At 47.7% G+C, this 21119-nt stretch carries 15 protein-coding genes, 1 tRNA gene, 1 other RNA gene and 2 pseudogenes; 17 read left to right on the plus strand and 2 right to left on the minus strand.

Annotated elements, in window-relative coordinates; all coding sequences use genetic code 11:
* Window positions 1-282: 282 nt before the first annotated feature.
* Window positions 283-1236 (minus strand): DNA cytosine methyltransferase, encoded by a 954-nt coding sequence (gene dcm / locus ATN88_RS00160; protein WP_067409725.1) that lies wholly within the window; start codon window positions 1234-1236, stop codon window positions 283-285.
* Between the two features lie 258 nt (window positions 1237-1494).
* Here dcm and ATN88_RS00165 point away from each other — a divergent pair.
* Window positions 1495-1585 (plus strand) — tRNA-Ser (locus ATN88_RS00165).
* Between the two features lie 44 nt (window positions 1586-1629).
* Window positions 1630-1775: non-coding RNA, RtT sRNA (locus ATN88_RS00170), on the plus strand.
* A gap of 195 nt (window positions 1776-1970) precedes the next feature.
* On the opposite strand, the gene ATN88_RS00175 is transcribed toward ATN88_RS00170, so the two are convergent.
* Window positions 1971-2570 (minus strand): hypothetical protein, encoded by a 600-nt coding sequence (locus ATN88_RS00175; RefSeq protein ID WP_067409728.1) that lies wholly within the window; start codon window positions 2568-2570, stop codon window positions 1971-1973.
* 835 nt (window positions 2571-3405) lie between these two features.
* Here ATN88_RS00175 and ATN88_RS00185 point away from each other — a divergent pair.
* The 15 genes and pseudogenes from ATN88_RS00185 (at window position 3406) to tssJ (ending at window position 21106) form a co-directional block, all read left to right on the plus strand.
* Window positions 3406-4458, plus strand: a complete 1053-nt coding sequence (locus ATN88_RS00185; protein WP_067409732.1) for a type VI secretion system protein TssA — start codon at window positions 3406-3408, stop codon at window positions 4456-4458.
* A 33-nt stretch (window positions 4459-4491) separates the two neighbouring features.
* The gene (locus ATN88_RS00190; protein ID WP_067409734.1) at window positions 4492-5010 is read left to right on the plus strand and encodes an Hcp family type VI secretion system effector; all 519 of its coding nucleotides are present in this window, start codon (window positions 4492-4494) and stop codon (window positions 5008-5010) included.
* A 69-nt stretch (window positions 5011-5079) separates the two neighbouring features.
* Complete coding sequence (gene tssB / locus ATN88_RS00195; RefSeq protein ID WP_067409737.1) at window positions 5080-5589, plus strand: type VI secretion system contractile sheath small subunit; 510 nt, start codon at window positions 5080-5082, stop codon at window positions 5587-5589.
* On the plus strand, window positions 5589-7070 hold the full coding sequence (gene tssC / locus ATN88_RS00200; protein ID WP_067409740.1) for a type VI secretion system contractile sheath large subunit: 1482 nt from the start codon (window positions 5589-5591) through the stop codon (window positions 7068-7070). The genes tssB and tssC overlap by 1 nt, the downstream gene beginning before the upstream one ends.
* A gap of 51 nt (window positions 7071-7121) precedes the next feature.
* Window positions 7122-8474, plus strand: a complete 1353-nt coding sequence (locus ATN88_RS00205; RefSeq protein ID WP_067409922.1) for a type VI secretion system contractile sheath domain-containing protein — start codon at window positions 7122-7124, stop codon at window positions 8472-8474.
* Entirely contained in the window at window positions 8471-8893 is a 423-nt protein-coding gene (tssE, locus tag ATN88_RS00210; RefSeq protein WP_067409743.1) for a type VI secretion system baseplate subunit TssE, read from the plus strand. The genes ATN88_RS00205 and tssE overlap by 4 nt, the downstream gene beginning before the upstream one ends.
* Window positions 8894-8897: 4 nt before the next feature.
* Window positions 8898-10669, plus strand: a pseudogene (tssF, locus tag ATN88_RS00215) (type VI secretion system baseplate subunit TssF).
* The gene (locus ATN88_RS00220) at window positions 10651-11631 is read left to right on the plus strand and encodes a type VI secretion system baseplate subunit TssG (RefSeq protein WP_067409745.1); all 981 of its coding nucleotides are present in this window, start codon (window positions 10651-10653) and stop codon (window positions 11629-11631) included. Before tssF ends, ATN88_RS00220 begins: the two are co-directional and overlap by 19 nt.
* An 11-nt stretch (window positions 11632-11642) precedes the next feature.
* A complete protein-coding gene (tssH, locus tag ATN88_RS00225) occupies window positions 11643-14255 on the plus strand; it encodes a type VI secretion system ATPase TssH (protein WP_067409747.1) in 2613 nt (870 codons plus the stop codon).
* A 96-nt stretch (window positions 14256-14351) separates the two neighbouring features.
* Window positions 14352-15518, plus strand: a complete 1167-nt coding sequence (locus ATN88_RS00230) for an ATP-grasp domain-containing protein (RefSeq protein ID WP_067409750.1) — start codon at window positions 14352-14354, stop codon at window positions 15516-15518.
* Window positions 15515-17731: an MFS transporter gene (locus ATN88_RS00235; protein ID WP_067409753.1), complete on the plus strand. Its 2217-nt coding sequence runs from the start codon at window positions 15515-15517 to the stop codon at window positions 17729-17731. Before ATN88_RS00230 ends, ATN88_RS00235 begins: the two co-directional genes overlap by 4 nt.
* Window positions 17731-18861 (plus strand): ABC transporter substrate binding protein, encoded by a 1131-nt coding sequence (locus ATN88_RS00240; protein WP_067409924.1) that lies wholly within the window; start codon window positions 17731-17733, stop codon window positions 18859-18861. Before ATN88_RS00235 ends, ATN88_RS00240 begins: the two co-directional genes overlap by 1 nt.
* Window positions 18862-18900: 39 nt before the next feature.
* Window positions 18901-19587: pseudogene (locus ATN88_RS26330) on the plus strand (ABC transporter substrate-binding protein); the annotation flags it as partial.
* 12 nt (window positions 19588-19599) lie between these two features.
* Window positions 19600-20613 (plus strand): type VI secretion system-associated FHA domain protein, encoded by a 1014-nt coding sequence (locus ATN88_RS26335; RefSeq protein WP_232312655.1) that lies wholly within the window; start codon window positions 19600-19602, stop codon window positions 20611-20613.
* Window position 20614: 1 nt separating this feature from the next.
* Window positions 20615-21106: a type VI secretion system lipoprotein TssJ gene (tssJ, locus tag ATN88_RS00250; RefSeq protein ID WP_067409756.1), complete on the plus strand. Its 492-nt coding sequence runs from the start codon at window positions 20615-20617 to the stop codon at window positions 21104-21106.
* Window positions 21107-21119 lie beyond the last annotated feature (13 nt).

Below are 21119 nucleotides of genomic sequence, written 5' to 3' on the forward strand. Positions count from 1 at the left end.
GTATGCATAGAATTTGGTATTGGGACTCTCACTAGCCTCCGGCTTGAGTCCCGCTGGTGCGCCAGCCCGGCCGTTCCGCCAACGATTTAAGCCCGATGCGAAAGCGTCGGGCTTTTTTCTTATACGCGCCCCCGAAAGTGCTTCGCACTTTGGTCACGTTCGGAAGCCCGGCGCGTTGAGTCCCAGTCGAGCGCGACCCCGGCCGTTCCGCCAACACAACGAAGCCTCGCTAGAAATAGCGGGGCTTCTTTTGTGTCTTCTGAGGCAGAAAAGCCAAATTTCCTAAGCCGCTTTGTGGTCTTTTCTCGCTATCTTCTGCGTTGACTCTTTCCCGTTCAGAGCCATAACGACCTGTTTAGCAACGGCGGCGACCACAGGGACTGCCACGCTATTCCCAGCTTGCCTTCTAAGTTGTGCGTAGGACACAACTATCTTGAATGACTCTGGAAACCCTTGAAGCCTCAGTAACTCTCGCTCTGTTGGCCGACGAATGCCGTTAACCAACAAATAATTGTATGAAGCACCTGCTCGCAGAGCACATGAGTAGGGAAGGGGTGAGATGTTGCCTGAGACATTTTGATGCCAGATGCTGGGGAAAGGCGCGTGCTTTTTTAAGTGTTTAATCCGGCTTCTTCGGATTGCATCTGTGACGAAATAACCTTTGTCGACATCGCTATCCTCCTCCAAGATGGAGGCAAGAGAGAAAGACCGTTTGCCTTTTGGGAAACGGAATGCCTTAGCATCATCTCTAAAGCCAACGATAAAGGTGCGTTCCCGCTTTTGAGGAACACCGAAATCAAGGGCATTTAAAACAGTGTGATGGACATGATAGCCCAGCCCTTCAAGTGTCTTCAGAATCACTTTAAACGTGTTGCCATTATCATGAGATTTCAATTGCTTAACGTTTTCAAGCATAAAGGCTTTAGGCTTTTTGGCTCTTAGAATTTCAGCGATACTGAAAAAGAGAGTGCCTCTAGTGTCTTCGAAGCCCTGCATTTTCCCTATGATGCTAAATGCCTGGCACGGAAAACCACCCAGCAGCACATCGTGATCGGGAATAGAATGGGGATCAATGCTGGTGATATCGCCGTGAGGTTTTTCTCCAAAGTTTGCTTCGTAGGTTCTTTGCGCATACTTGTCCCATTCAGAGGAAAACACGCATGTGCCACCTTGCGATTCAAACCCTAACCGTATACCGCCAATCCCTGCGAAAAGATCGATAAATTTGAAAGACATAAATCCTTTTGAATCTCGTTGTTTATCGACACCACTTTTTATCCTCAGTGGTGATTTCCAATTCAACTATAAGAAATAGCAAAGAAATCTGCTCAAAAAAGCATCTGATATGTTCTTTGCGACGGATTTAACCTGCGCATGGCAACGAACAGCAAACGAGTTACGCTATTGTTTGGTTGCAAATTAACCAGTTGAACGCTTGAGGCTGAATTTCCTATTTACACCGCCAAGAATGACCAGTAGTATGCGTGTCTCTTCGGAGGGATGGCTGAGTGGTTGAAAGCACCGGTCTTGAAAACCGGCATACGTTAATAGCGTATCTAGGGTTCAAATCCCTATCCCTCCGCCAAATTAGATTAAGCCCGCTCACTGAGCGGGCTTTTTCGTATTTGAAATAGACCTTCGGAGATAGGGATGCAGAACCCTAGACCCTAGGTTCAGCCGAGCGAAGCGAGACAACGTTGCCCGGCGAAGCAGAAAAGCAACGGCCTAAAGGGCAAGGGAGTGAAACGACCGAGTAAATCCCCATCCCTCAGCCAAATTAGAAAAGGCCGCTGAGAAATCAGCGGACTTTTTGCATTTATACGACTCGAAAGGATAAGGTGAGGAAGCCTAGCAAGGATTCAAACGAGCGAAGCGATCGCAAAAATCACGCTAATGAAAATTTCTTCTCGAACAAATATCAAAAAGCCCGCTCATCAAGCGGGCTTTTTCGTCTTCGTATATTGCTGTTTTTAAACTGGCTTAACAAAGTGCTTTGGAGCTACGTTGAGGTTGGTGAGGAGACGAATACGTCTCCCTGTCAAACCCGGGCTCATGCCGCCTATACGCTGCCAGGTTGACCAACCTGGAACACCATCACTTTTGTCGAAGTATTTGTTTTGGTCAAGATCACCAATGTAGTGCGTTGTTGTTGGATCGCCTACGGTAAACGCATGGTCAGTTTGGCCACAAACAGTGTGAGTTAATGGTGCTTCCATCAGATCGCTTTTACAGAAATCTTGTGCGGCTTTGAGCACATTCGTAGCGCGCAATTTAGTGTCTTTGATTGGGCTACTGGTGGCGAGAGATAAACTGAATTTAGGGTTTTGAACGCCACTGCCTTCTTTCAATATTTCCAAAAGACGGGTGGTGTATTCGTAGGCCTTTTTTGTGTAACTCTCGTCTAGGTGGCAAAGAACAACACTGTCAGAGTGGTCTTCTACAATGATCAGGCAGTGACAAGGGCCAACACCTGTCGTAGACAGTACAGTTTTTGTTTGGTCTGGAAACTTGTTGGGCTCAAAACAAAAACCCGCATACTTGCGGGACAACCAAAATCTTTCTTGCTTCATCCAGCGGCTTTGTAATCTTTCCCTGCTCTAGAACTTTTATCATGTAGAAATATCCCTTTTCAATCTACCGTTTTGTGCTGACAAACGAGCACGACAACACCTAAGTACTCGAACTTTATTGTTTGTTTACATTGAAGTAATCGACAGCGCGTCTTACCCACGAAACAACACTTATGTTTGCTTTTCATAGTAAGAGCAGATCATTTCAAGCGAAACACCGAAAGAACCTATTGAAGGATCTTTTGACATTGAAAGAGCTCAGATGTGATCGGTGACATCAAATAATGTAACATAAATGATACTGATGTTTAAATATTTGGATAAATCTCATTTTTGTGATACAAAATTAAGACGTTTTTGTTTGTTTTGAAGCGTTTTAAACCGAATTGAGATGTACTAAGTCTGTGAGCAAAGGATATGCACGTAATTACGTGAAAGAAAAGAATAAAACCCTTTGCTTACTAAGTGTTTACAAGCGTCTGGTTCGGTTGATCATTATAAAAAAAACTCACTTTTTGTTGTGAAAGGATGTCGCAACATTACAGGGAAACTGCACAAGTATGGTATTCACGGAAGATGTAAAACTTTCACTTTCCTCCCCCATTTCAGATGAATTGCCTTGCGGCAAATACTTAAAGAACGATCGTGCTACCTTTAGGCCACTAAGGAATGAGTTCAACGTTGCTCAAACCGCCCTAAGAAAGCTCGCACAAAATCCTGATGAATCGGACTTGAGGTTCTGTTTGAGGAAAACCATCAGGCATGGAGCCAGCTTGGTTCAACGCTGAAGAAGACATTTGAAAGCGATAGTAGGGACATCGAACTAATCGGCTGGATGCTAGCGGTTCAGCTTATTGTCGACCAATCAGTGAATGGTGCAGCTAATCTCATTGAGTGGTTGAACACCTTGGTCGATGACCAATTCGATGCGTTAAACCCAGTATTGCCAGAAGAAAAGCTTTCAGGTGAAGGCGATGAGCTTAGAAGGCAGCAATACGAAGCCAAGGTCAAAGCATTCTTCCAGATATGTGGTGACAGTGAAGACAGCAGTTTAATATATGCGCCACTTCTCATGCTGCCATTGGTCGGCGACATCACCTTTTTCCAATTCAGAAGCGCGGAGAACAAAGGGACAGTCAACACACTGCGCCAAGATGCAATGCAGATGCTGTCCTCTCAGAAAGCTGATGTTCAACAACGCATCGACAATTTAGACAGACTCTCGTCCCAGCTTGTTTCAGTCTCTGAGAGTGTGAATAAACTCACTGTCCCACTTCAAGTAAAAGGTGTGAACTTTACCTTTGCTCTGTCACTCATTGCCAAAGTGCAAACGGCACTTTTGTTCCTCACCGGACTTAAACCCACCAAAGAGCAGGCAGCAGCCACAGCACCTACACCAGAAACTTCTTCCATCGATTCACCTACTGATGTGCCACAAAACACGGCGGTAGAAGTGATGGCTCAAGACAACATTTCCGTGTCGGTTTCGCAGTCCGCCAATTTTTCAGATGCTGCGAGGACAAACAGTATGAATAGGGATAAGGCATTCGCTCAACTCCGTGAACTCTCAGAATATTTTCGCGTGAGTGAGCCGCATAGTCCGGTTTCTTTCTTACTCGAGAAAGCTATTCGCTGGGGCTATATGTCACTTCCAGAACTGATGACGGAATTGATGTCCGATAGGAAGAATGAACAGGACAAAATCTTCAATCTGATTGGGTTAGACAACGAAGAACAGGTATCGCTACCCTCAAGCGCATCAGGTACCTCTACAACTCAATCCACCTCAAATTCAGCACAGGAGCAGCAGGCTGCTTCTGAGCCGAAGGCAAAACCACAGGAAAGCACTAACAAAACTTCATCCGGTTCAACTGGTTTGCGCTGGTAGCGAAGGAACACGTTTAAATAAAAAGGGGAAATTATGGCAAGTATCTACATGCGCATTGACGGCGTTGATGTTAAAGGCGGCGCGACAATCGAAGGACTCGAAGGAACGGGTTGGTTCGCAATCAGCTCATACAAGTGGGGCGGTGTACGTAACGTTGCTATGGACATTGGTAACGCGAACAACGCTGACTCAGGCATGGTTGCTATCACTGAAGTGAACTTTACCAAGCAAGCTGATGGTGCATCTGAAGATCTGCTTTCATTCCTGTTTAGCCCAGGCAAAGAAGGAAAAATGGTGGAGATTGCGTTTACCAAGCCAGAGTCGGGTGGTCAGGGCGCTATCGTTTACTTCCAAATCAAACTGTCTAACGCACGTTTGGTTTCTTACAACGTTGAAGGAAGTGACGGTTCTCAGCCAATTGAGAAGATCTCTCTGTCATACATTGAGATCTCTCAGAAGCACAACTACGAGCTCGAAGACGGCGAAATGAAGGATGGCGGTATCGTTACCTACAACATCCCTCAAGGCAAACTCCTGTCAGGTGCTAAGTAATTTGTAAGCGCCTGTTTATGTAGTCGGCGCTTTTTCTTAGTGACGTAAATTTTAAAATGGAATTGTGTTATGGCACTGAATGCACAACATAAACGGGTAAGTAAGAACCGAGTCAGTATTACTTATGATGTGGAAACAAATGGGGCCGTGGAAACCAAGGAACTGCCTTTCGTGGTTGGTGTCATTGGTGACTTCTCCGGTCACAAACCTGACTCAGATAAAGTAGATTTGGAAGAGCGTGAATTTACAGGGATCGACAAGGACAACTTTGATTCCGTAATGACGCAAATCCATCCTCAACTCAGCTACAAAGTTGACAACAAGTTGGCAGACGATGATAGCCAATTTGAAGTGAACCTTAGCTTCCAATCTATGCGTGACTTCCATCCAGAGAGTCTGGTTGAGCAGATCGATCCATTGAAGCAGTTGGTGGAAACCCGTAACCAGCTGAAAGATCTGCTTAGCAAAGCCGACCGCTCTCGTGATCTCGAACGCCTGCTGAAAGAAGTTCTTCAGAGCACTGACGCCATCCAAGGATTGGCAGACGAGCTGGGTGTGAAAAAGGAAGGAGATGAGTAATGTCTACTGAACAACAAGCCGGCCAAGCCGGAGCAGAAGCAGCAGAAGGTCAGGCAAGTTTCCTTGAACGCGCCATTACCGCTACGACTCAAACGCCGCCTGATACGACAAAAGAGCTGCTTTCAAACCTGACCTCACAGGTTCTTGATGGAACAGTAACGTGGGATAAAAACCTCACGTTGACCATCGAGAAAGCGATTATTGCAATCGATGAAAAAATTTCAGAACAGCTTGGCACTGTGATGAAAAACAAAGACTTCCAAAAGCTGGAAGGCACTTGGTTGGGTCTGCAAAAGCTAGTTAAAAACAGCGACCTTGGTCCAGATTTGAAAATCAAGCTGGCAGATTACACCAAAGATGAGCTTCTGGAGCAGTTTGAAGACGCGCCAGCTATCGACCGTAGCCGCTTCTTCACCATGGTTTACCAAGAAGAGTTTGGCACTGCAGGTGGTCAACCTTACGGTGCGCTGATTGGTGATTATGACTTTGGCTACGGTGATGAAGACGTTGCATTGCTTCGCTACATGGGTGAAGTGGCGTCAGCATCTCACGCGCCTTTCGTCGCGGCAGCGAATGCAAGCATGTTTGACTTTGATTCGTTCCAAACCTTCCAAGAAGGTAAGCCAGTCGCAGCAGGCTTTGATTCTCCAGCTTACGCAAGCTGGAACGCATTCCGCGCGAGCGATGACAGCCGTTACGTTGCGCTGACTCTGCCTAAAACACTGGCGCGTTTGCCATATGGTGCAAATACCATCCCAGTGAAGTCTTTTGCATTTGAAGAGCTTAAAGCGGGTGCAGACGGTTCAGCAGTACCAGAGTCTGAAGATGATTTCGTGTGGAGCAATGCTGCGTACGATTATGGTTTGAACCTGACCAACGCTTATCGCCAATTTGGCTGGTGTACAGCTATTCGTGGTAATGACAATGGCGGTAAAGTTGAGAACCTTCCTAACTTTACATACAAGAACGACGCGGGCGATCTTCTCCAGCAATGTCCAACAGAAGTTAACCTGACGGACGAGCGTGAGAAAGAGCTGAGCGACTTAGGCTTCTTGCCATTGGTTCACTACAAGAACACCAACTACGGCGTGTTCATGGGCGGCCAGACTGCGCATAAACCAAAAACGTACACTGACCCAGATGCAACAGCGAATGCTGCAATTTCCGCTCGTCTGCCATACACAATGGCAAGCAGCCGCATTGCGCACTACCTGAAAGTGATGGGCCGTGACAAGATTGGTTCACACCTCGAAGCGTCTGATGTGGAACGCGATCTGAATACTTGGATTCACCAGTACGTTAATCCAAATGCACTCGGCAACGAAGCGAAAGCTCGCCATCCTTTGGTTGAGGCCAAAGTAACGGTACAAGAGCAAGCGGGTAAGCCTGGCGCGTATTCAGCGGTTGCATATCTGCGCCCTTGGCTGCAAATGGAAGAGTTGACGACCTCCTTGCGGATGGTTGCCAACATTCCAGGTTAATCCTTTGCGGGGGCACCTTGCCCCTGCACAGGACTTGGACTGCCGCCTATGATGTATAGCCCAAACTCAGCAACACCTTTCGGAACCAGCGAGCACTGGCGGGCTCTGCTGGATTCTTCACGCTCGAACAACGTCGGGCAGTTTAAAGCGATATTAAGTAAGTTGATCGATGCACTGGATGAAAAGATCAGCGAACAGCTCTCTGCTGTTATCCAGGCTCCCGAATTTAAAAAGCTCGAATCGAGTTGGTGCGGCCTCCAGTCTTTAACTGAATTGCCTATTTCGATGCGTCGTATCCGCATCAAACTCCTCGATGCGACGTGGAAAGAAGTCGCTAATGACGTGAGCTTATCTTTCAGCGTCACGCAATCTGTGCTGTATCGAAAAACCTATTCTCAAGAACTTGATACTGCTGGTGGTCAGCCCTTTGGGCTCATGGTTGTCGACCATCGCGTGCACCCAGATTTTAGTGAAGACAGCGATTACGACGATCTTTATACCCTGCAATTGCTCTCCGAAGTTGGAGAACGTGCGCTTTGTCCAATGGTGCTTGGTGTTGATCCTTTCTTTTTCGGTGATGAACCTGAGCGACAAATGCACGACAACGCAAGAATCGCCCGTATTTTAGATAGCGATGATTATCGTTCTTGGCAATTGCTGAGAAAAAATGCCTCAAGTCGTTTTCTTCATCTTGTCCTTCCCGAATTCAGTCAAAGAATGCCTTGGATGCACTACCCAGCAGGCTTCGTGTTTAACGAGCACCCGATAAGTGATCCTGTGTTATGGGGAAACCCCGCTTATCTTCTTGCATCTAACGTACTCAGAGAGTTCGACCGCATAAGCTGGTTTGGCTTTATGCGTGCATATGACGAGACGGCAAGCCACGGGGCTATCGTGCTCGAAAATGATGATTTGCATGCAAGAGTGGACCTATTCAGTGAAGAAGATGGATTTTGGTCCGAGCAAGGGTTTGTCTCATTGACCAGCCTTTATTTGAGCGGTCAAAAGGGCTTTTTCTCCAACCAATCCGTTTGGCGTGCACCGGATGAAGCTAGCCGGCTTCTTGGCATGTTGCAGACCAACTTAATGGCGTGCCGTTTTGGGCACTACATCAAAGCGCAACTGCGTGATCAAGTGGGCAGCTTTGACAGTGCTGCAGATTGTAAACGAAGCCTTGAACGCTGGATTAATAAGTACATCAGTGCCGTTGATTATGGCGATGATGCTGTAATGGCACGCTACCCCTTGAAGTCTTGCGACATTACCTTGACGGAAGACGTTACAGACGTGACCCGTTATCTCTGTGAAATCAAACTTCAGCCGCAGTACCAGTACGAAATCCTCGATGCGCAGATCGTGCTTTCAACTGCCGTTAGCGCGAATGAAGTTGGGGAGGCTGCATGAGTTTGACAATGAAATTAAAAGAGCAATGGCGCGATGATTTGGATGATGTACGCGAAGACATTACCACCCTTATTGCGTCGTTGATCTCAGGGCGCGCACCCATTTGGGTTGGGAGCGAAGATGCCTCAAATCTTGGTGGTACCATCGTCACCATGGGGATTCAAAACCTAGCACGATCCCAAAGTAAAGCCAACAGCGAAGTGGTCGGTGAAGAAATCCGACAACTGATTAAAACCTTTGAGCCTAGGCTGTCGGCCGTAGAGCTTGAAGTTAACGAGGAAACCACTAACAACAATCAATTAGAGTTTCGAATCACAGCGGTAATGCACACGGATTATGGCGATGAAACCGTTGTATTCGATTCATTCCTCGACTTTAGCACTAGCAAACTGGATGTAAGGAAGACCAATCTTGTCTGACTCGTTGCTTGCCTATTTTGAACAAGAACTGCGTTTTATCCGTGAAGAAGCGGCGGCTTTCTCACAGCGCCATCCTGGTGCCGCTACTGCACTAGGGTTAAACAAAGAAACGGTTGATGATCCTCAAGTAGCAAGGTTAATTGAAAGTGTTGCGCTGCTTAACGGTAAGCTGCAAAAACGCTTGGATGACACTTACCCAGAGTTCACTGAAAGCCTGCTAAGGCTTCTTTTCCCTCACTATTTAAGGCCTGTGCGTCATTCAGCATTCTTCGGGTTGATGTTGGCGATGACGCCTCCGCGCAACATACGTTGCCAAGGCATACGGAGTTCGATGTAACCGGAGAATCTGGAGCGGAAGCCGTATTTCGAACCACTCAAGCTCTGACGTTGAACCCTATCGCATTGAGTGATTTTGATGTGGCAATGGCACCTTTTGATATCGTCAAAAAGCCGCGCGGCGCGGAGCAGTCAAAAGCGATGGTCAGCTTTACCTTGTCAGCGTTTGATGAAGGCATCGATTTTTCCACATTGAGAATTCCGCATTTGGACATGCAGTTACAGGGAGACCCAAACCTGATGCTGCGATTCCATGACATGCTGATGGCCGGCATCGATCAAGTGGTGTTGTCATGGCCGGGTGGAGAAGCGGTGCTAGGTGAAGATTGCCTTGAGGTTGTAGGCTTCGACAATGAGCAGTCAACACTACCGTACCTTGCGAGTAGCTTCTTTGGCTTCAAACTACTGACCGAATTTTTCGTCTTCCCTGAGCGTTTTCATGCTATTCGATTTAATTTTGGGGACGCACTCAAACAGGTTAATGCTCATGAAGTCACGATAAATGTGTTCATTGAAGACATTGCTGTTGACGTGGCACGAGCACTTTCCACCGATAATTTTGAACTGCATTGTACGCCTGTTGTGAACCTTCAAACCATCACAGCAGAGCCTACGCGCATCGACTTCTCACAGTCTTCTTATCCACTGATTCTGGATGCCAGTAGACCAGATGCCTTGTCGTTGTTTTCTGTAGAAAAGATAGAAGATGTAGATGAACAAAGCGTCACACAAGTGCCTGAGCTGTATAGCGATAAATATCATGCCGCGAAAACAGGCTATCGTTGGCAACTGGCGGAGCGTGAGCTTGAAACGGGTAACCGCGAATATCGCATCAAAGTATCTGACACACGAAACGAAAGTGCGGACAGTGAACCTCGCGTTTGGATCGTTTCTGCGCTGTGCACCAATGGTCGCCGCGCGGCCAAGCTGACAACGAACAGCAAATTGCAGTGCCGTGAAACCATCACTATTCCTGGCGAACCCGTGTTGTCACGCCGTCCTACTCAGCCCGCACCTAAGAAAGACTTGAAAAACAGCACCTGGGTATTGCTGTCTCATCTGCACTTTAATTATCACGCCATCTTTGGGGCGGTGGATCCGGTAGCTCAGTTGAAATCCCTGTTTCGACTATACAACCACCACGAAAGCCAACAGATTAATGCCTACATCAACTCCCTCGTTTCCATAGAAACCGAGCAGGTTGTCGCGCCTATCCGTGTGTCTGGAAAGAGTTGTTTTGCCTATGGCACAAAAGTGCATGTCACTTTGAATCCAACGGATTTGGTAGGGGGCATGGTGCTGTTTTCTAATCTTCTAGATCGCTTTTTTGCCTGTTTTGCCGGCTTCAATAGTTTCACTCAAGTGGAGATCACGCTTGAGGGGCATGACGGTGTGTTTAAGATTTTCCCAAGGAGGTCAGGATGCAAAAATCTGCTCTGATCAACTGGGTTGAACATCCCTATTTGGCATCATTGCAGCGCAGCTGGCAGCTCATCAAGCACCATGCTCAAGCACAAAACGCCAGACCTAACATTCGCTTTAAAGCGGCGAAACTGCCAGCGCATTACCCATCCGCGGTTGTAAATGTCACGCATAGCTATGGGCACGAGTGGGAAGTCACGACATCGCTAGAAGCGTTGTCGGGTGCAAAAGGCGTGATGCCAAGAGGCATGTATAAAGAGGCCATGCAGGCGGTTTTTCATGAAGAAAACCACGCATTGCTCGACTTTTTCGACAGCTTTAACAACCGCTATTACAGGCTGTTGTGCCAATCAGAAATCAAACATGACATTCCTGCTCAAAGGGAAGAAGAAACGTTTTCCTGGAGCCAGTATCGCCCATCCATTACGCGTTTGCTCTCCAATCTTCATGGTGCAATAGCCAGAGAGAGCACCATTCCAGATAGCCACTTTGTTCAGTACACCGGCTTGGTTGGCTTGAAAATTAGCTGTCCCGAAACGCTCCGCCTCATTCTTGAGGATTATTTCGGTTATCCGTTTGATGTTGAGCGATCAGGGTTGACCTATCAGCCTATCACTGCCGATGCCTTGACGCGCATTGGTGGCAGCGGCAGAAACCGTTGCTTGGGATTTGACGCACTGGTGGGCAAGACGGCGGTAATGGCAGGGCAGAAGCTAGACGTAAAAATTAAGCCAGATAGTTATCAGGCCTATCAGGCAATACGAAGCGACAAACGCCTGATCCGATCGATTAATGAGATGGTTAAGCAGTACATCGGGGTCAATTTAAAGTTTCGTCTGTTGATGAAGGTCAACGGTCAATATTTGCCGAAATTGAATTTGGCGGAAACAAAGGAAAAAGGGCAGCAGTTGGGCCAGTCGGCTTGGATCACCACGCACGACAACAAGCAAACATTTGTCGAAATGCCACTTAATGGATAACGGATTTCACTATGATCAACATTGAACTGCAAAATCTTGTTAGGCGTTTAGCGCCTGGACTTAAAATGTCACTGGAATCGGCAGCGGGAGATTGTATGTCTCGCACGCATTATGCCGTTGAGCTGGAGCACTGGTTCTCTCAGCTTTTAAAAGACTCGACACTTGGGTGGCATGCAGCGGTCAATCAAAGCAACGCATCGAAAGACACCTTGTTAGATCAACTTGATCAAAAACTTTCAGGTTACGCGCGCGGTAACGATGCGGCTCCATCACTTTCTCCTGCACTTATTGAGCTGACAAAAGACGCGTGGCTATTGGCTTCATTGAATGAATCTCAAGCCAGCATTAACGAATACCATCTTCTGTTGGTGCTTCAGCAGCGTATTGCACAAAGTGCCTACAATGGCCCTCTGGCGTCCTGGGTACAAAACCTCTCGTCAGAATGGTTAAAAAGTAAGGCGAAAGAGGCATCCAAAGGGACGTTGTCAGACGCTGCAGCATCGGGTGCATCAATGGCACCAGAAGGTGATGTGGGTACAGCGGCACTTGATAAATACACGCACAATCTCACCGAAGCTGCGCGAAGCGGAAAGCTTGACCCAATCTCTGGTCGCTCTAGTGAAATCCGTAAATCAATCGATATTCTTTGTCGTCGTCGTCAAAACAGCCCAATTCTGGTGGGTGATCCGGGCGTAGGTAAAACGGCAATTGTCGAAGGCCTTGCGCAGCAAATTGTGGATGGCAATGTTCCACCTGCTTTGGCGAACGTTGAACTCCGAAGCCTTGATCTGTCTTTGCTGCAAGCGGGTGCGAGCATTAAAGGTGAGTTTGAGAATCGTCTGAAAGACATCATCAATGAAATCAAACAATCACCGACGCCAATCATCATGTTTATCGATGAAGCGCATACCCTTATTGGCGCAGGTGGTGCAGCAGGTCAAAACGATGCCGCTAACATCTTGAAACCCGCACTGGCTCGAGGTGAGTTTCGCTCCTTGGCAGCAACAACGTGGGCAGAGTACAAGCAGTACTTTGAAACCGATGCGGCTTTGACGCGTCGATTCCAAGTGGTATCTGTTGATGAGCCAAATCAGGAAGATGCTATTCAAATGCTTCGTGGCGTCAAAGACAGCCTTGAGAAACACCACAACGTGAAAGTGATGCAAGAAGCGATTGATGCAGCAGTGACCCTGTCAATTCGCTACCTGCCTGAACGTAAGCTTCCAGATAAAGCAATCAGCCTACTCGATACGGCTTGTTCGCGCATTGGTCTCAGTCAAAGCGCGACGCCTCAGCAGCTTGAAGGGCTGGCTGAGCAGATCCGTTATACCAACAACGAAATTGCATCTCTTCGCCATGAATCAGCGTTGTGGTCTGTAGAAAACGAGCAATTAGCGATTGCCGAGGCACGCTTGGAGTCGCTGAAAGAAGAACACGATGCACTTGAAAAGCAGTGGGAAGAAGAGAAAGCCCTCGTGACTGATATTCTTTCTTTGCAAGACGCTTTGGATGAAAAGTACGTTGCGGGTGAAGACATTACTGTGCTGCCTGAGCGCAAAGAGCTAGACGAAAAGATGTCTGCACTTCGTGAACTTCAGGGCGAGCAACCCTTGGTGCTTCCGCAAGTAAATCAACAAACAATTGCTGAAGTCATTTCGCTTTGGACGGGTATTCCAGTCGGCAACATGGTGAAAGAAGAAGTTGAGCGATTGATGAACCTTGAAGCGCACATCGGTCAGCGAGTTATTGGACAAGTTGCGCCTATCGACGAGATTTCAAAAGCCATTCGTATGTCGCGTGCTGGCCTAACCGATCCAAGAAAACCTGTTGGCGTTTTCTTGATGTGTGGTCCAAGTGGTGTTGGTAAGACGGAAACTGCGCTGGCGTTGACTGACTTGCTATACGGCGGTGAAAACAACATTACCACCATCAACATGACGGAGTTTAAAGAAGAGCACAAAGTGTCGATGTTGTTGGGTTCTCCCGCTGGCTACGTTGGCTACGGCAAAGGCGGTGTACTGACTGAAGCTGTGCGTAAAAATCCTTACTCAGTGCTGCTGCTTGATGAAATGGAAAAAGCACACCCAGGCGTTCACGACCTTTTCTATCAAATCTTCGATAAAGGGACCATCAGTGACAGTGAAGGCCGCGAAGTAGACTTCAGAAACACCATTATCATCATGACCTCAAACGCTGCGGACAGTGCAGTGGTTTCGGCTTGCGCGGAGGGTCGTCCAAGCATTCCAGAAGTCACAGAAACCATTTTCCCAGAACTTCAAAAGTTCTTTAAACCTGCGTTCTTGGGGCGTGCGACCGTTGTGCCTTATTTCCCTCTTAATGAGGAAGAAATGGCAGCCATTGCGAAGTTGTCTCTTAAGCGTATTGAGAAACGTGTCACCGCTCACTACGGTGCGACGTTTAGCTATGACGACGAAGTGATTGAGCAATTGGTTCAACGCAATAACTCACCAGAAACAGGTGCGCGAGCGATTGAGCAAATCATCAACCGTACCTTGATGCCTGAGTTGGCCAACCAATGTATTACGCGCATGAGCGAAGGTGAGCCAATTACTGCCATTAAAGTGAGCGCAGAAGGAAATCAATTCGGTTTTCACATCGAATAAGTAAACAAAGCCAGTGAAGGCTCGCTAGCCCGCACTCATCGTATGTGTTGTGCGGGCTGGCAAATATAACAATAACAAGGAAGTAAAGGATATTGCATGGTTGCTGCACTGTTTAATCCAGAGCAGATGGATTGGATTAAAAAACGCGTAAAAATCGCGGTGATTTGTGGCGGTGAGAAAAGCTGTTCGAAAAACTATGTTTATGAAAATTTGAGCCCTCGTTCGACAAAAACGTATCGTACTGTCGCGGAAGATATCGTGGCGACGTTGGCGCAAGAAGGATTTGACCAATTGGAGGTTTTAGAGGAAAGCATGCACCTGCCTCAGCAACTGAAATCGCAGAATGTTGATATGGCTTTCCTCAATAGTGGTGGCTTACAGGGCTATGACTCGATGTGCCATCTGCCTTCTATGATGGAAATGTGTGGTGTGCCTTATATTGGGCACACGCCGATGACAGCGGGTTTGCTCGACAACAAATTAATGTTGAAAAACGAGCTTTCTGCCTTGGGTATTCCCACAGCACCGTTTATCACACTTGATCAAGGCAGAACGATACACGATGCCTCCTGTCAGCGAGCGTTGGATTACATCGACCAAGAATTTGGCGAAGGGTATATCGTTAAGCCAGTCGTCGGAAGAGCGTCAATCCACGTTTATCCGGTCTTTGACCGCAGTGAACTGCAAGAAGTGGTAGAGCGTGTGCAGTCTGCGACCAATAACGTCGTATTGATTGAGCCTTATCTGTCTGGGGCTGAGTTTGTCGCTGCAGTATGTGGGCGCGTGCTATACAAAGAATCGCAACTGGAAGAGCAAGAACAGCCTTTCGTCTTTTCTATCTCGCAGCGTGTATTGGACGAAGGTGAACATATCTTCACATCGATGGATGTCAGACCAATTACGGCAGATCGCTCGCGTCCAGTGCTCGACGAATCGCTAAAAGCTGATATTGCGGATATCGTTAGTCGGATCTTTACCGCATTTAACCTGCAAACACTGATTCGCGTTGACCTTCGCATGGACAACAATGGGCGTTTGTATGTGTTGGAGGCGAACCCAAAGCCAGATCTGAAAAGACCATGCGGCAATCAAATCAATCTGGTTACCGCTGGGCTGGCGGCGGAAGGTATGCAGTACGAGGAACTTCTTCAGTCCCTCATTTTTAATCGACTCCAGTACTTATACCGCAACCGCCCCACAACACTGGCACATTGCCTCAGTGACTCTCTGTTCACCCTTTCACAACAAGGGGGAAGAGCATGAGTCAATACATCAAAAACAGCCGCATCTTTTTCGGCATTTTGCTCGTCAGCCTTTCACTGTTTTTGATTGTCGTGGTGGGCTATGCGCAGACGTTAAAAAGCTACAAAGCTCAAACGCGAGAAGCCATTCTGGCGCAGGCTGAAGTTGCGAAGCTCAACATAGAGCAAATTCTGAATTCAGGTGTGCCACTCCATGAAATTGCGGGGCTGCAAGCTCTGCTTGCACCCATCGCCGATACGGACCCATCGGTGATGGACATTCGTCTGACCTCTGGAGAAATGGAGCTTTATCGCTACACCAATATGGTGATTGAAGGAAATCTGGTTTCGATTCCGCTTAGCAACAAATTCTCTGTCGCGGGCTCGTTGGAAATCCTTCTTAGTGATGACCCAATCAAAGGTCGCGTAGATAGCAGCTTCGGCGTAATGCTTTGGGCGGCACTTATCCTCATCGCGCTTTTTGTGTGGAGTATTGCGCTTCAACAAAGTGGCTCGCGTTACCTCAAAAGTTTCTCCGTTGTATTTTTAACCATGACGCTGTTGGTGATTGCACTCGTGTCGGTGCTGCTAAAACAGAGTTTGGAGAACAAAGCGGTAGCAATGAGCGACATCATCAGCCATCGCATTGCCCCCATCATGCAAGAAGAGATCGATCCTGCTTTGGTCATGGGCATGGATGACATGTTGGCTGATTTTATTCAAACCAATGAAGAAGTAGCATCGCTGACGTTGACCGTCGGTGGCGCACAAGTCGCACACAGCGCAGATAGCGAACACAGCCAGTGGCTCGCGCAGTTGGCGACATATGAAAGTGCCAATAGCTTGGGCAACACCACATCTATTTCCTTCCATCCAGAGGTGCTACTTGAGCAGCTCTTACATGTGCTTAAGAGCTTCGCGATTTTGTTCGGTGGTTGTGCCTTTGTATGTTTTGCGTTTGTGAAACTACTAAGCCGAGAAGAGCGACAGCCAAGACGTGAAAACGTGTTGGACAAAATCAAAGCCCTCCTTTTGATGACGGTGTTGATGGAGTCTTTGATGGCGCCAATGCTGCCAGAGTTTATCGAGACGGTGGTTTCAGGAGCAGGTTACTCTGGGATGACAGCATCGCTGTTGTTCTCTTTGTATTTCCTTGGTTTTACGGTGACCTTGTTGCCTGCGGCAAGACTCGCTGACTTTATGGATTCTCGCCAAATTCTGATCGGCGGTATCTTGCTGTCAGCAGTTGGTAGCCTCGCGTTGATATTTAGCGAACATCTTTCGATTATTCTTGTCGCTCGATTTGTGTCGGGTGTGGGTCAGGCGGCCATCTTTATAGCGGTTCAACATTACATTCTGTTCCATAGCAATCAAGAAAACAAAACGCAGGCGGCAGGCATTATCGTGTTCTGCTTTAACGCTGGATTCATCGCTGGGGCTGCATTTGGTGCTTTGCTGGTGGATATGATCGGTGTTGATGGCATCTTTATGTTATCGGCCCTCATTGGTGTCGGCATGTTTGTTTTCGCGCAGTGGCTACCAGAACAGATGGGGAACAAAACCCTGCCGAATGCTTCCTCCAAATACCGCCTGTTGAAATACGGCGTTAAAACCATGGGGCAGGATGCGAAACGCTACATGGTTCAGTCGGCCTTTTTACGGGCACTCTTTTTTGTGGGTGCGCCAGCAAAAATGCTGATGACAGGTGTCGTTTTCTTTGCCACGCCGCTCGTCCTCGCTGAACGAAACATTGCGAGCGAAAGCATTGGTCAGGTGCTAATGACTTATGCCATTGCGGTGCTCTTTGTTAGTGGCAAGGTTGCTCCGCTTATCGACAAGCGTGGTAATGCAAAGCTCTCTCTTTGCGCGGGCAACATGTTATCGGCGGTGTCACTGGTTATCATTGGCTTGGCGCTACAAAGCACTTCAGACACGCTCGTGGTTGTTCTTTCTACACTGTCGATGCTGATACTGGGTGCGGCACATGGATTGATTAACGCACCAGTCGTGACGCATGTGATCAACCATGTTCCTTCAGCCGATGAGGGTGCTGCAGCAGCAACGTACCGCTTCCTTGAGCGATTTGGACACGTTTCTGGTGCAATCCTCGTTGGTTTCTTTATCTCGTTCTTTGGTATTGAAACGGGCTTTTTCATGCTCGCAGCATGTTTAGCGTGCTTTGGCACTCTGATGTTTTTGCTCGACGGTGAAAAACTGGCGGAGGTAAAATCATGATGTTAAGACTGATATTGCTTCTATTACCGACACTGTTTATCTCTGCGACAAACGCAGAAGAGTGGCCAGAATGGTTGGGTGAAACGGTCAAAACAACGGCGCAAAGTGATTGGCGATTTAACGGTGACCAAAGCGTCTTGCAGATCATGCCAAAACGCGAGAACCCCAATATTTGGGTAGTCGTATCCCGCAAGGCGACCTCGTATGACACCGCACTGAGCACCATGCTGAATGTTTATAAGCAGGAGTTCGATAGCGTCAGCTTCAGCGTCGTGAAGTTACCTAGTGGTGACGGCGAATTGGATGCTCTGCTCCAATTGGCTGATAGCAATGCAGACCTTCTTTACACTGTAGGCTCAAAAGCCACAGTGGCCGTGAGCAAGGCGTATGAAGGGGACTTGCCCATTGTATCGGTTAACGCCAAAGACCCGGTATTGCTTGGGCTGGTAGATGACTACGAGGGCTCCGGCTCCAATTTTGCGTATACCTCTCTTAACTTGCCTTCCAACGTCACGCTCAGCTTCTTGCTGAGGTACATGCCCGATCTTTCTCAAATTGGTGTGCTCTACGCCAGGTCCAATGCCAGCGCATATCTTACCCAGTATTTACCGTTGAAGCAGGAAGCGGAACGCAGAGGGATCCGTGTTCTTGGGTTGGAAGTCGACGAAAACATCGAAGACAAAACATTGGAGCAAGTCATGGCACGCGAAGTACAAGCCATGAAATCCCAAGACGCCAACCTTTCCCAGTCTTTGCTTTGGTTAACAGGAAGCTCAAGCCTCTTGGCTAGGGTGGACGAGATCAATGCCCTCTCTTCAGAGTTGCCGTTGTTGACGGTCGTCCCTGAAGCGGTAAACGGCGGTGAGGACAGCGCGTTGATTTCCGTGGGGGTCAGTTTTGTGAATAACGCGCACCAAGCCGCGTTGTATGGCATTCGTATTTTAAGAGACGGGGAGAGGGCAGGTGATCTTCCTGTTGGTGTGATTTCACCGCCTGATATTTCTATCAGCTTTCGTCAGGCAAAACGCTTGAAAAAACCTGTGCCTTTGGCGTTTTTGGAAATGGCCAGCGATGTCTATGCCGATGATGGCAGCATCGTCCGCGCTCAGGGCATGAGTATGGAGAAATAATGAATGCGCGCCAATAAGCGTCGACAACAATGTCTATCTCTGTTCAAAGCGGGTTTAGTCGCGACAAGTTTACTGCTGTCGTCGTTCTCGAATGCATCGGTAGGCCCCGAGAGACTCTTGCTGACAACGCAAGAGTGGTTCCCTTATCAGTATAAAGAGCAAGGTGTGATGAAGGGGCCGGGCGTTGAGGCCGTGAAATGTGTGATGAAAGACCTGCAACAACCCTATCAACTGACAATGACAAAGTGGGACAAAGCGCAGTTGATGGTTGAAGTAGGGAGCCAGCATGGGTTCTTTTTGGCCTCTCAAAATGCCATTCGAGATACCTACGCTGTTTTTTCTGAACCGTTGGACCAACAGAATTGGAGTTGGATCTTCCTGTCTGATGCAACCGATGTGGGAAGTGAGAAGTTCAAAGAACTGATCGAAGTTGCTGCCCTGTTTGGCTCAAATAAGTGGTTTTGGCTTCATAAGCAGGGCTACAAAGTCGAGCGAAAACCAAGAACGGCAGATGCATTGTTAGAGCTTCTGTTAAACGGCGAAGTAGGCGCCATTTTGGCAAATGATGCTGTCATTGACGAAACCATTAAAAAGCTTGGAGTCAGCTACCGAGCAATTTCAAGAAAGCGTGTAAAGAGCAATCCGCTGGGTGTTTATTTTTCTCGTGCCTTTACCGAAAAGTACCCGCAATTCTTAGACGCTTTTAATTCTTCTGCCAAGAAATGTATGGGAATAGCTATGCCGCTATCAATTAGAATAATTAGCTCGCCAGCAGGCGAGACCGTTTCTGAGTGGAATAAACAGTTTCCTGAAGAGGGTGGAGAAATAGGTCGTGCCTATGGCTCCACATTGCAACTAAGTGATGCGAGCCGTGAAATTTCAGGCACGCACGCCATGATCAAAAAGTCACCTCGAGGTTATCAAGTGGTTGATAACAGCACCAATGGTCTGTTTATCAATGGCTCACCGCAACCGCTTGGAAAAGGCAATCAAACAACGCTAAGCGATGGCGATGTGTTGAATGTTGGCCAATATCGTCTGTTGGTCTCTTGCTTTGTGCCAGAACAAGCAACGGCCGCGAAACGTCCAGAGGCGGTGGGGGCGCAAAACGCGCCGTTCAGCGATGATCCGTTCGCGAGCCAAGGAGCGCGCGCAGATTATCAAGAACCACCGAGAGCGGCACCTGCATTCAATCCAGGTCATCAAGCCAATCCTTTTGGCGCGGCACCGCAGCAAAATGTTCAGCCTCAGAAAGACAATTTTTCATCTGATTTCGACTTTTCTTCGTCTGACATCAACGCGAATGACCCGTTCCAGGATGCACCGCCTGCACCTGAGAAAAACACCACACCTAATGAGTTGATGCAGGATTTCTCGGATGACCCATTTGTGGATGGTGACAGCGATAACTATTTCCCAAGTTTCACCGCTGAAGCTGAAGATGTGTTCGAACCGATTGGAAACAATCACACCTCTTTGGCCGAGTTTTTAACGCCAAGAGAGCATGAACAACAATGCGTCGAAAAGGCCATGGAGCTCGCGTTGGGACGTTTGTTAGAAGAGCTTGCGCCGGATTCTCTCGAACACATGTTCAATGATTTAGTAAGACCTTCTTTCTTTGGGAGAAAGCCTAAATATTGGGACATGTACAAACGCTATTTCCAGCGTCAGGTCACTAACAGAGATTGGCAGATTAAGTTTGGGGCGTATTTCCAAGAGTCCTACCGCATGTTGAAAATGGGAGAGAAGTAAGATGAAGCAGTATGTCATCGCCATTTTGTCTGCACTGTTTTTAAGTGGTTGCAGCAGTGCGCCTTCATTGAATCCGCTCGATTGGTGGAGCGACCCAACGGCTCCCATGTTTAAAATTGACGTTGAAGCCGCAAGCAATATTAATCCGAATGTTGATGGTCTCCCATCACCTGTGGAAGTGCGTGTCTACCAATTAAAAGACAGTGAAGCCTTTAATCAGACAGACTTTATTCAAATCTACAACGATGACCAAGGTGCATTAAAAGCAGACCTGCTCTCAAAACGTTATTTACCGAGTGTGCTCCCAGGAAAAACGACGTCAGAAATTATCCCAGTGAGCGCAGAAACTAAGTTTGTTGGAATCGTTGTCGCCTTTGCTAATTACAGGGAAGCGAACAATAAAGTCATTTACGAATCGTTAGGTAATTTTTCTCAGATTCTTTCTCTCCAATTGGATGGAATTAACCTGACGATGACGGGCGAAGAGGAATAAGCCGTGGACATGA

Source organism: Enterovibrio coralii, assembly GCF_001559595.1.
GTDB classification, from domain to species: Bacteria; Pseudomonadota; Gammaproteobacteria; order Enterobacterales; family Vibrionaceae; genus Enterovibrio; species Enterovibrio coralii.